Origin of the sequence: Citrobacter sp. Cpo045 (assembly GCF_030332875.1) — a bacterium.
Taxonomy (GTDB): domain Bacteria; phylum Pseudomonadota; class Gammaproteobacteria; order Enterobacterales; family Enterobacteriaceae; genus Citrobacter; species Citrobacter portucalensis.
Window position 1 is genome coordinate 1 of record NZ_JAOWGZ010000064.1, and the last position, 11764, is coordinate 11764.

The window sequence follows — 11764 nt, forward strand, 5'->3', positions numbered from 1 at the left end:
ATAGATTCAAGCAAGCCAACTTGTCGTCAAAATCGGTGTTGCAAAAACGGGAGTGACCATAGATTCCGTTTTCTGAGACGTCCCCTAGCTGGCTTATCAGGCAGATTCCGGACCGCTTTTTTGACGTTTTATCCGGAACCGAATGCGCGGAAATTGATGGTATTGCGCATGACGGTTTACTGCATGATACTGAACACAAGACAGCATACCCTGTTGCAGGAAGAGGTTTCCGAAAGGTGGATAACTGATCGGATGCTATCAGTCCATCACATCATCATGGCACCGACAGTTCCCGGACCCCATCCCCGACAGCATCAGAACCAATATCCTCCCGCTATGCGGTGTATTTAACGAGAGAGTCATAAATGGAGCAACTGAACGGCACGCCGCCTTGCCTTATGAAGGCGTGGAAGAAGCATGAACACGAACTTCTTTGCTGGTTACTCAGACAAGTGGGTAATGAGGCTGATGCTGATGATCTGATACAGGAAACCTTTCTCCGGGCAATACGACAACATGGGAAATTCTGTGCCATCGTGAATGCCAGAGCCTGGCTGTTTGAGGTTGCCCGGCATCTGCTTATTGATAAAAGCCGCCAGCAGCGTCCATTTATGCCTCTCCACGATGATTTATCATTGCCGGATAATACGCCTGAAACTGTCGACTCACTGGCTGGTTGTCTGCCCCGCATCCTGGATAAAATGGCAGAGTCTGATCGGATTATCCTTACGCTCTGTGATCTTGAGGGGATGAAACAGGCTGATTTTGCAGACCGAAATGGTCTGACACTTGCGGCAACCAAATCGCGTTTATCCCGGGCGAGGGATAGGCTGCATAGGAAACTTTCCAGCAATTGCCAGATCAGACTGGATGAGTATGGTCGGGTATGTTGTTTCACTCCCAAGTGAAGAATCTGTTTCCCCTTCTGGGGTTACCGATAAGCTATTGCAGTGAAATCCTGTTCAATAACATTTCTCAGCAAATGAAATAAATCGAAAAAAACTGCATCCTTTTCTGTCAAACAGCGTCTTCCCGAAAAACAACCGTCGTGAGGCCTGTCCGTTATGTTCCAGATTTTCACTGATTTTGCCACCTAGCTGGTCTATGAATGCCTTAGTCTGAGTCCTGCAACCAAACTCGGGGAGGCGATCCACTTTTTTGTCGAAGACGTGAGCAAAATTTTCGTTCTCTTGCTGGTCATGATCTACTTTGTGGCCATACTACGGGCCTCGCTGGATATTGAGAGGGTAAGAAACTATCTTGCAGGTAAGCACCGTGGAATGGGGTATTTACTGGGCTCCTGCTTTGGCGCCGTTACTCCGTTCTGTTCCTGCTCAAGTATCCCGGTATTTCTGGGGTTTACTTCGGCTGGTATCCCCCTCGGGATTACCATGGCCTTTCTCATCACATCCCCCCTTATCAATGAAGTCGCCGTCCTGCTTCTGGTCAGCCTGCTCGGATGGAAGTTCACGCTCATTTATATTGCTGTCGGAATGGCTGTTGGTATGGCTGGCGGTGCTTTTCTTGATCGGATTAAGGCCGAACGCTGGTTAGCCGATTTTGCCGCCGATGCCCTCAGAGACGGGCAGCAACATCAAACTGATGAGATCCGACAATCTACCATGGCACCGCATATGCCTCTCTCAAAGCGACATGCCTTTGCTAAAGAGGAAACTCTCACCATTTTTAAGCGTGTCTGGCTCTGGGTCATTCTCGGAGTAGGACTTGGTGCGGCATTGCATGGATTTGTGCCCGACGGATGGATCGCGTCGCATCTCGGTGCCGGTCAGTGGTGGACTGTCCCTGTAGCTGTGCTGGTTGGCATACCTCTCTATTCCAATGCTACCGGTGTGATCCCTGTGATGGAGAGTCTGATCACGAACGGCCTGCCAGTGGGGACAACTCTGGCTTTTTGCATGAGCACTGTGGCTGCCAGCTTTCCTGAGTTCATTCTGCTCAAACAGGTGATGAAGTGGCAATTACTGTGCACCCTGCTGTTGCTGTTGTTGACCTCTTTCACACTGGTTGGCTGGATTTTTAACGTTGTATTCCCGTTAATTCCCTGAAGAGGATTATAAAATGAAGCATGTAAAAGTACTGGGTACAGGCTGTTCCGGTTGTAAAACAACCATCCGCCTTATCCAGCAGGTGGCTGATGAGAGAGGCGTCGCTATTCAGCTTGAAAAAGTGGAGTCACTGTCTGAAATAATGAAACACAAAGTGATGGCGACCCCGGCGGTTGTCGTTGATAACATCGTTGTACATACCGGAGGAATACCATCAAGAGACATTATCGAAAGCTGGCTCTGACCTGCAGGCAGGGAAATAATTCCTGTTCGTTCATTGCCTGAAATATCAAGCTCTGATCTCTGTAGAGGACTTCCGGCAGCCCCTTTTTTAATGAAAAGTTCAGACCCAGAGATGAAGGTATACCTTCATCTCTGTCGCGGAGCTCCGCCACAGCAGGTAAAGTTTACACTCTGATATCTCACTTATCACAGTCAGTTCAGGTCCGTTTTTTGCTCTCTGACAGCTGGCCGTCTTACTGCAGTCCCTGTTCAGCCTTTAGTTATCATATTCCTGACGCTTATTCGTTTAAAGTCTGAAACTTCGCTTCAAGCTCAAGTATTCTGAGACACATCTGCTCAATAAGTTCTGGTGTGATGGTTTTTTTAAAACGAGCGATGAGTTCAGCATCCGTGTCATCCATATATTTTATGGGTTTATCAAATGCAACCTGGCTAAGCCGGGCAAGCGCAAGAACTTCATCAATCATAAGGATTTTCTTCATAATGTCGCCTTTTCTTCCCGACTCAGGGTTTTAATGCCAGTCTGGAATTAAGTTTTCCCGGAGTTTCCTCCGGGTTCCGACTTATCTGAGCATTAACAGCGGGACTCTGGTCTGTTCGAGCATCGCAGTTGTGTTACTGCCGATGAAAAAACGTCGCAGGGAAGAGTGCCCATATGCCCCCATGACAATCAAATCCACGCCGTTGTCTGCGGCGTAACGACAAAGCGCCTCCGTTACCGAGCGTCCTTCAGCTAACCGGGATATCGCACTGATGCCAGCGCACTGCAGACTACGCTTTGCCTCTTCGAGGGTATGAGCATCGCCGTTAACCATTACGATATGACATTCCAGGCTCTGCAGCAGAGGGCTGAGCGTCAGTCGACGCAGGTTTCTCCGGCTTTCCTCACTGCCATCAAACGCAAACATGACTCTTGAAGGTACAGAAAAAGTTTCAGGTACAATCATTACCGGCTTTTTCTGCAGGCGGATAATGCTCTCCAGATTGCTGCCAACCGGGTTCTGTGCTCCCCGGCGACCGAGCACCATCATACGAATACCCTTCAGGTCAGCCAGGATGATATCCAGTGCGCCATGTTTCTGAAGTTGCTGAACATCCGGGATACCGATCTGGCTGAGCAGTTCCGCGCATCCGGCAAGAATGGCGCGTCCCTGAGTCATCAGCAGGCGGTTACGCTCCCCTTCTATTCGGACAAGGTCCTGCGTCAGTTGCTCCCGGCTGTCAATACCGATAGTCCCCGTAAGGTCAGAAACTGCCGGTTGTTCATTTTTTTCAAGCACATGCAGCAGGGCAAGAGGAACGTCAAGCTTCCCGGCAATCCAGGCTGCATACTCACACACGGCGCGTGTTGATGACGATCCATCCACGCAGGCAATAACGGTGTTGTCCATAGCATTAATTCCTGACATTAATGACCTCCCATCAGTTTTTCGATTTCTTCGGGTTTATCGTGAACACCAAAGCGATCAACGATAGTACGGGTTGCTTCGTTCATCCCGCGGATCTCAACGTCTGTTCCTTCTCTGCGGAATTTAATAACCACCTTATCCAGTGCGCTGACCGACGTGATATCCCAGAAATGGGCATGCGTAACATCAATGACAACTTTCTCTGCAGCTTCGCGAAAATCAAAATACGCCATAAAGCGGTCGGCGGAGGCAAAGAACACCTGCCCGGTGACCTTATAGAGCCGGGACTCTTCCCTGAGTTCTGAAGAGACAGCCAGAAAACGCGCCACTTTAGTGGCAAAATTCAGGGAAGCGATAAGCACACCGGTCAGTACCCCGAATGCTAGATTATGAGTGGCCACCACCACCACCACTGTTGCCAGCATCACCACGCTGGTAGAAATGGGATGGCTTTTAAGGTCGGTAACTGAACGCCATGAAAAGGTACCAATCGAAACCATGATCATTACGGCGACAAGCGCGGCCATAGGGATTTGCGAGACCAGGTCCCTCAGAAAGACTACCATACACATCAGGACCACACCGGCAGTGAGGGTGGACAGACGGCCCCGACCGCCGGATTTCACGTTGATAACAGACTGACCAATCATTGCACAGCCCGCCATTCCCCCGACAAATGAGGTGCAGATATTAGCGATGCCCTGAGCCTTGCATTCCCTGTTTTTATCACTGGGGGTATCCGTCATATCGTCCACAATCGTGGCTGTCATCATTGATTCCAGTAACCCTACAATGGCGAGGCCTGCGGAGTAAGGGAGAATAATCAGGAGCGTATCAAGATTCAGCGGGATATCCGGCACCAGGAAGACCGGCAGACTGTCAGGCAGTTTGCCCATATCCCCGACCGTACGCACGTCCACATGCAGCCATATGGCAATCGCCGTAAGCACCACGATACAGACAAGGGGTGAGGGGATTGTTTTATTCAGATACGGGAAGAGGTAGATAATGGCGAGCCCTACTGCCGTCATAGCATAAACATGCCAGGTCACATTGGTGAGCTCAGGTAACTGCGCCATGAAAATCAGGATCGCGAGTGCATTAACGAATCCGGTCACCACGGAGCGTGAGACGTAGCGCATGAGACCGCCGAGTTTAAGATAACCGGCTATCAGCTGGAATACGCCGGTCAGTACGGAGGCAGCCAGTAAGTACTGTAGTCCATGATCCTTCACCAGGGTCACCATCAGGAGCGCCATTGCCCCCGTTGATGAAGATATCATCGCCGGGCGACCACCAAAGAAGGCCATAATCAGCGGGATACAGAAAGCGGAGTAAAGCCCCACCTGAGGGTCAACACCGGCAATAATGGAAAAGGCGATCGCTTCTGGAATGAGTGCGAGCGCGACAACAATACCAGCCAGCACGTCACCACGGACGTTACCCAGCCAGTCCTTACGCGTCGAGGACAGCAACATAGTAATTTCTCAGTTTTTAGATGTAGTTAGCCCCGGAGGACATAAGTTTCAAATACGATAAAACACATCCGCAGACGGGATGTTATTACGTGCGTTCTGAGGCTCGCTCAGTACGGCGGAGGAAGGGAAAACTCAGGGTGGCGTAATGCGCATGATCAGCAGATAAATCCTTGAAAGCAGGTACTCAGCCCTCAGTGAACAGAATAAGTCAGCGTAATGTACTTTAGTGCTGACCACGTGCTCTGTATGATACAGAATCTATCTACTATAAACGAAAATACAGCACGATCAATGCTCACACTCTATATGGGACGTTCGTACCTGGACATGATTATCTGTGTTCAATGTCCCCGCATGACCGTCTTAACATCCAGAATATTACGTTTCCAAAAAAACCAGAAATGATTAAAAAATGAGCTTAACGAATGGAAGGGACTTCCCCTGATTATGCGCCTGATTAACTCTTGTGCAATCATGGGGTAAACACAACCCCGGAGGGATTCGTTATGACCATTACTACTGTCGGTATCGATCTTGCTAAAAATGTGTTCGCTGTTCATTGCGTTGACCAGAATGGCAAAACCGTTCTGGTTAAATCCAGAGTAACCCGCGCAGCTCTTCCCGGGCTGATTGCTGGTTTGCCGCCCTGTGTTATCGGGATGGAGGCGTGCTCCGGGGCTCATTACTGGGCAAGACTGTTTCGGCAGTATGGTCATGAGCCGCGTCTGATGGCCGCTAAATTTGTATCGCCTTACCGCATGGCTGGTAAATCAGGGAAAAATGATGCAGCTGATGCTCAGGCTATCTGCGAGGCGGTTCGTCGCCCACATATGCGGTTTGTGCCGGTTAAGGATGAGAGCCAGCAGGCAATGCAGTGTCTGCATCGTACCCGACAGGGTTTTATCGAAGAGAAAACAGCAACATATAATCGTCTCCGGGGGTTGATATCTGAATTCGGCGTTATCGCCCCACAAAGTACAGATGCCCTGCGCCACATAGTTTTTGAGCAGAAGAATTCTTTACCACTTCAGGTTCAGCAATGTGTTGATGATTTGCTGGAGCACGTTGCTCGCATTGAAGATAACATCGCTGAATATGACCGAATTTTGTCCCGCATGGCCAAAACAGATCATCGCAGTCAGCGGCTGATGGAATTGAAGGGCGTTGGCCCCACAACGGCCTGTGCGCTGGTCGCCAGTATCGGTAATGCACATGATTTTAAGAATGGGCGCCAGCTGGCAGCCTGGCTGGGACTGACACCATCGCAGTACAGCAGCGGCGGAAAGTCGAAGCTTGGCAGGATAACGAAAGCTGGCGATTCGTATCTGAGAACACTTCTGGTTCAGGGTGCCCGCTCGGTACTGATCGGGGCGGAGAAAAGGACTGATTTATTCAGTCGTTGGGTCTGCTCACTGGTCGAACGCAGAGGATACTGGCGCGCTGTTGTTGCCATCGCTGCCAAAAATGCAAGACTGTGCTGGGCATCATTGCATTACGGTGATGATTTCAGGTTGTACTCAGCTAGCTAAAGTACAAAGCTGTATGACCATCTGTTCTGCAACTCGTTGATGATAAAGGGTTAGACCCCGTGAGGTATATCTGCTTATTGTACAGGGCAAGTGTACCCGACTAACGAACTAGAGCCTCACGAGCGTCTTTCATCAGGGTCCGAATCGATGACGATTCATCATGACCGTTTATAGTACCGCAGTCTCTCCCCTTTATTTTTTTACTATAGTGCAGACAGAAACCGTAAACACCGGCGTTGACATGCCGGGGAAGCCCTTATAGTACAATAATTTTCGATATCCAAACTGACCCCAATCACATCACTGCCCGGTTGTATGCGCGAGGTTACCGACTGCGGCCTGAGTTTTTTAAGTGACGTAAAACCGTGTTGAGGCCAACGCCCATAATGCGTGCACTGGCGCGACATCCGACGCCATTCATGGCCATATCAATGATTTTCTGGTGCGTACCGGGCTGAGAGGCGATGTAAGTGAACTGTAGTTGCCATGTTTTACGGCAATGAGAGCAGAGATAGCGCTGATGTCCGGCAGTGCTTTTGCCGTTACGCACCACGCCTTCAGTAGCGGAGCAGGAAGGACATCTGATGGAAATGGAAGCCACGCAAGCACCTTAAAATCACCATCATACACTAAATCAGTAAGTTGGCAGCATTACCTATTATCCGTATATTAAGTCAGCATCAGAATGCCGGCCGTCATATCAACTGGCAATAGTCAGTTACCACATTGCGCTACGTGAAAACTGACAGGGTTACAGGGGTGTACCAGGTCAGAATTCACGTAGCGCATCCTCTTCTTCTCTGCTCCATTCTCATTATGGTCCGATCATGTATGTCCTGGCATTACCCCATTTCTCCCAAAAACCGTAAAACAGCCCTCAGGCCGCGTCATGACTGGCTTTAACGTGGATCTATGTTGAAAAAGGATCCTTTACGCATTTGGTTTTACCCGCAATAATGCGGGATAAGACAATAAAAGGATCCGCGCGCTGCGATTTATTGTCATGGCAGGATCGGCCGGTCAGGTGCAAAATACCTGTATCCATAAAAAGTGCGTGCGCTACGTGAAAAATAGCCGATGAACAACGTCATTCCCCTGCAGAATTCACCAGAACGCGTTTCGTTGTTGCCGATCGCCCCGGGCGTTGATTTTGCGACCGCCGTGGCATTACGACGCATGGCCACCTCCACCGGTGCCACCCCGGCTTATCTGCTGGCGCCGGAAGTGAGTGCCCTCCTCTGGTATATGCCCGACCAGCGCCATCACATGCTGTTCGCCACCATGTGGAACACCGGTATCCGTATCGGAGAAGCCCGGACGCTGACCCCGGAGTCATTTGATCTCGATGGTCTGCGACCCTTTGTGCGGGTACTGTCTGAAAAAGTACGGGCCCGACGCGGGCGCCCACCGAAAGATGAGGTCCGCCTGGTCCCGCTGACCGATATAAGCTATGTCAGGCAGATGGCGAGCTGGATGGTCACCACCCGTCCCCGCCGGCGTGAACCGCTGTGGGCCGTCACCGATGAAACCATGCGTAACTGGCTGAAGCAGGCCGTTAAGCGGGCCGAAGCTGACGGGGTCCATTTTTCAATTCCGGTAACGCCCCATACCTTCCGGCACAGCTATATCATGCATATGCTCTATCACCGCCAGCCCCGGAAAGTGATTCAGGCGCTGGCCGGCCACAAGGATCCGCGCTCGATGGAGGTATATACCAGAGTGTTTGCGCTGGATATGGCGGCCACACTAGCCGTGCCGTTCACCGGTGACGGGCATGATGCCGCGCAGATCCTCCGGACACTTCCCCCTCTGACGTGACAACGTCACTCGCCACAGTTTATATAAGCTGTAGTGAGTAAATCTTCCCGGAGATAAGCTGTAGTGAGTGAAATAAGCTGTAGCAGGCAACATAAGCTGGAGTAAGCAGATTGTGATATGTGGAAGCCTGATGCAATAAGTCCGCAGGGCTGCGGCAACTGCAGAAAAACAATGGTGGAAGTTTGTTGCTCAGGAAGCACGGGCCTCAGACATGAGCCGCACTCATCACCGCTTATATAAGCTGTAGTGAGCAGGACACTCACCAGAGGCAGCAATATAAGCTGTAGCAAGTAAACAGAGAGGTGTTACTCACTACAGCTTATGTTCAGCGGGATTTGAAGAGTTTTTCCAGGTCATCGAGCGTGATGCCAAGTTTCTCTAAAAGCGCCAATTTCTCAGCCATCTCCGGACTCACATCACCCGGTGCGGCTGGCAGTTGAGGGTTCTCAGCACTCTCATCATGCGGTGGTTTTAACTTGGGCCGCCGGTAATGAATGCAGAAGAGTTTAGTGCGTCCCCGCTGGATCTCCGTGTAATCCAGATAGCCAATCTCCCGGAGCTGCTCCATGGCACGCCTCACCGTCTGGTTCTGCGAGAACACAGGGGATTTCAGGTTCAGGCGGGCCCGCAGACGCGCCAGAGATATCGGTGCCGGATCCCGGGGCAGACTCTCTATAAAGGTATAAAGGGCCTGGGCGGACTCCCGGCGTTTCAGGGCATTGATGGCCTTGAGCTGCAGTAACACTTTCCGGTCAAACTGGTAGAGTTCAAAGAGGCGCGGATCGGCCTGCAACTGGACGATATCCTTCTCCGTATCATAGTAGGCCGACTGCACCAGGTGTGTGATGTACTCTTTGGTGTGACTTTCGGTCGTGCGGGAAAACGAGATCACGGTACCCGCGATACGTTTTAGCGAGGGGCTGATACGCTCCCGGAGCTTGCGTGATGACTGACTGGAGGGGATCCCACAGAGTTTGGCGAACTCAACAAACGGCAGTTCAACCTTATCGCCGATAACCTTATGGCGTGCAAAGGAATGGATCACCCCTACCCAGGTCTTGAAGTCATTATCCATATCCAGGCGGGGACCGGTGATCTCCACCTTATCAAACCCTTCGGCTCTGGCGAGAGATAGACGCGTCAGTTCTTCCGTCGCATCAGTACGCGAAAGCGTGTTCTTTTTACTGTTTTTCAGTGATTTGAGAGTAGGGACAAACACTCCGAGCCGCATCAGTGCCACTGGCTGCACTGTATTACTGGCATTAGGAGTGAGATTTACGACTTCACCGGAGGATTTATCCACCTCTTCAAACAACTTTTTTAAGTCCAGATTGTCCTTGTCCAGAGAGCCCCCCGATCGGTGGATTGTTTTAGAATAAAAGCAGCCACTGTTCTCATGTTATGGCCTGTAAAACGCCAGACAACTGGCTTCAGTTTATGCACAGCCCTGATGAACTTTCAGGTGACATACTCACTGTAGTTTATATCAATCGCTTATTACAGCATATCCGTTGCATAATACAGCTTATTGTCTACCAGTTACAGCTTATGATTAACATGCTACAGCTTATGTGATCATGCTCCAGGCTCAGTCCTGACGCGGCCTTCAGAGGTGTCGGGATCTTCTTTGGATCTTACAGGGATCGCTTTAAGGATCTTATTACTGGATCGAATGACTGTATATGTGGATAACCTGCTGACCGACAAGGTAATTCAGACTGTTCATTAATGATCCCTTTTCATACCGGCAACAACGCGTACCTGCTCCTGCCAGCATCTGTGCTATTGCGCTTCCTCGCCGGTTCGCGGGCATAAGCCCGGTCACCGGACTGCGGCGAGCACTGATCTATTCATTTCTCAATACAGACTATGTCAAAACTGCACTTCTCTCAGAGCCATGATACGGAGGTTACATAGTACAGTTTGATTCTGGTTTCTTCCGATCAGACACAGCAACGGTAATTTGAGCCTGACCGATCAACATCGAGAAGTTTTTCTCTACACCTTTACGTGCTGTACCCGGATCCACAGCCAACTAGTGGTTGAAACATGCATACCATAACTCTATTATAATTGTACGGTATACATCCGTACATGCTATCGCCTTAAGTCCCGAACTCAACAAAACTGTCCGCTCTCTCAGATTAAAGAGTGGCCTGGGAGAGAAACCATGTCAGCACTGAAAAAGCAGCGCATTGACCTGAGATTAAATGAAGACGACAAACACATGATCGAAGAAGCTGCAGCAATGACTAACCAGTCAATTTCGCAGTTCATGGTCAGTACCGCCTCAGAACGCGCTGCAGAAGTTATTGACCAGCACCGTCGTCTGCTCCTCAATGAGGAGTCTTGGAACCTGGTTATGGATGCAATCATTAATCCGCCAGCACCGAATGACCGGCTGAAACGCGCCGCTAACCGTCTCCGGGAACTGGAGTAATAAATGGAGGGTTTAAGGATTGAGATTTTTTCAGAGGAAGTTGAATATGAATTAAGCAACTTCGATTGTGGAGAAGAGTATCTGAATACTTTTCTTACTGACCATCTGAAACGGCAGCATAACAGTAAGATCTTACGTGGTTATGTTCTCGTGACGAGAGAGAATAAACCGCGTGTGATGGGGTACTACACGCTATCAGGAAGTTGCTTTGAGAAAATACTTCTACCCAGCAAAACACAACAAAAGCGTGTACCCTACAAGAATGTGCCGAGCGTGACTTTGGGCCGTCTGGCAATTGATAAAAGCATTCACCACCAGGGATATGGAGAAACACTTGTTACCCATGCGATGAAAGTCGTGTATCAGGCCTCGCAGGCTGTGGGTATACACGGAATGTTCGTGGAAGCGCTGAACGACAACGCCAAAAAATTCTACCTTCGACTGGGTTTCATTCAGTTAAAGGAAGAAAACTGTAACTCGCTCTTTTACCCGACAAAATCTATTGAAGAATTGTTCGAAGTAAATGATGAATAAAACAGGTTTAGACTGATCCAGTAAAGCCGTACCGCTTATGTAAAGCGGCCTAGTCCTATTACAGTATTTTTGCCGAAACAGCTCTTCTGCGGTATCTAGGGAAGGTGCGAACAAGTCCCTGATATGAGATCATGTTTGTCATCTGGAGCCATGGAACAGGGTTCATTATGAGTCATCAACTTACCTTCGCCGACAGTGAATTCAGCAGTAAGCGCCGTCAGACCAGAAAAGAGATTTTCTTGTCCCG

General features: G+C 49.9%; 13 protein-coding genes and 1 pseudogene. 9 read left to right on the plus strand and 5 right to left on the minus strand.

Annotated features, from left to right (window positions below; genetic code table 11):
* Positions 1-365: 365 nt before the first annotated feature.
* From OGY13_RS01715 to OGY13_RS01725, 3 genes are all read left to right on the plus strand, one after another.
* Entirely contained in the window at positions 366-908 is a 543-nt protein-coding gene (locus OGY13_RS01715) for a sigma-70 family RNA polymerase sigma factor (RefSeq protein ID WP_022652305.1), read from the plus strand.
* 240 nt (positions 909-1148) lie between these two features.
* A complete protein-coding gene (locus OGY13_RS01720; RefSeq protein WP_223290846.1) occupies positions 1149-2066 on the plus strand; it encodes a permease in 918 nt (305 codons plus the stop codon).
* Positions 2067-2079: 13 nt separating this feature from the next.
* Complete coding sequence (locus OGY13_RS01725) at positions 2080-2310, plus strand: thioredoxin family protein (RefSeq protein WP_021314637.1); 231 nt, start codon at positions 2080-2082, stop codon at positions 2308-2310.
* 277 nt (positions 2311-2587) lie between these two features.
* On the opposite strand, the gene OGY13_RS01730 is transcribed toward OGY13_RS01725, so the two are convergent.
* From OGY13_RS01730 to OGY13_RS01740, 3 genes are all read right to left on the minus strand, one after another.
* Positions 2588-2791, minus strand: a complete 204-nt coding sequence (locus OGY13_RS01730) for a hypothetical protein (RefSeq protein ID WP_021314636.1) — start codon at positions 2789-2791, stop codon at positions 2588-2590.
* Between the two features lie 81 nt (positions 2792-2872).
* Positions 2873-3700: a universal stress protein gene (locus OGY13_RS01735; protein WP_032430841.1), complete on the minus strand. Its 828-nt coding sequence runs from the start codon at positions 3698-3700 to the stop codon at positions 2873-2875.
* Between the two features lie 17 nt (positions 3701-3717).
* Positions 3718-5196 (minus strand): SulP family inorganic anion transporter, encoded by a 1479-nt coding sequence (locus OGY13_RS01740; RefSeq protein ID WP_022652309.1) that lies wholly within the window; start codon positions 5194-5196, stop codon positions 3718-3720.
* A 506-nt stretch (positions 5197-5702) separates the two neighbouring features.
* Here OGY13_RS01740 and OGY13_RS01745 point away from each other — a divergent pair.
* Entirely contained in the window at positions 5703-6725 is a 1023-nt protein-coding gene (locus OGY13_RS01745; RefSeq protein WP_001567660.1) for an IS110 family RNA-guided transposase, read from the plus strand.
* 293 nt (positions 6726-7018) lie between these two features.
* Here OGY13_RS01745 and OGY13_RS01750 read toward each other — a convergent pair.
* Positions 7019-7326, minus strand: a pseudogene (locus tag OGY13_RS01750) (IS1-like element transposase); the annotation flags it as partial.
* 476 nt (positions 7327-7802) lie between these two features.
* Between OGY13_RS01750 and OGY13_RS01755 the strand changes: the two are divergent.
* The gene (locus OGY13_RS01755; RefSeq protein ID WP_022652310.1) at positions 7803-8543 is read left to right on the plus strand and encodes a tyrosine-type recombinase/integrase; all 741 of its coding nucleotides are present in this window, start codon (positions 7803-7805) and stop codon (positions 8541-8543) included.
* 325 nt (positions 8544-8868) lie between these two features.
* On the opposite strand, the gene OGY13_RS01760 is transcribed toward OGY13_RS01755, so the two are convergent.
* The gene (locus OGY13_RS01760) at positions 8869-9618 is read right to left on the minus strand and encodes a RepB family plasmid replication initiator protein (RefSeq protein WP_064754779.1); all 750 of its coding nucleotides are present in this window, start codon (positions 9616-9618) and stop codon (positions 8869-8871) included.
* Here OGY13_RS01760 and OGY13_RS25100 point away from each other — a divergent pair.
* The 4 genes from OGY13_RS25100 to OGY13_RS01775 all read left to right on the plus strand — a co-directional run.
* Positions 9602-9922, plus strand: a complete 321-nt coding sequence (locus OGY13_RS25100) for a hypothetical protein (RefSeq protein ID WP_502361632.1) — start codon at positions 9602-9604, stop codon at positions 9920-9922. The genes OGY13_RS01760 and OGY13_RS25100 overlap by 17 nt on opposite strands.
* A 791-nt stretch (positions 9923-10713) precedes the next feature.
* Complete coding sequence (locus tag OGY13_RS01765; RefSeq protein WP_022652312.1) at positions 10714-10983, plus strand: type II toxin-antitoxin system TacA family antitoxin; 270 nt, start codon at positions 10714-10716, stop codon at positions 10981-10983.
* A gap of 3 nt (positions 10984-10986) precedes the next feature.
* Positions 10987-11517 carry a GNAT family N-acetyltransferase gene (locus tag OGY13_RS01770; RefSeq protein WP_022652313.1) on the plus strand — a complete coding sequence of 177 codons (531 nt, stop codon included), beginning with the start codon at positions 10987-10989 and terminating at the stop codon, positions 11515-11517.
* Positions 11518-11684: 167 nt separating this feature from the next.
* Positions 11685-11764, plus strand: an 80-nt coding sequence (locus OGY13_RS01775; RefSeq protein ID WP_016247518.1) for a hypothetical protein, incomplete at its 3' end; no start/stop codon positions are given.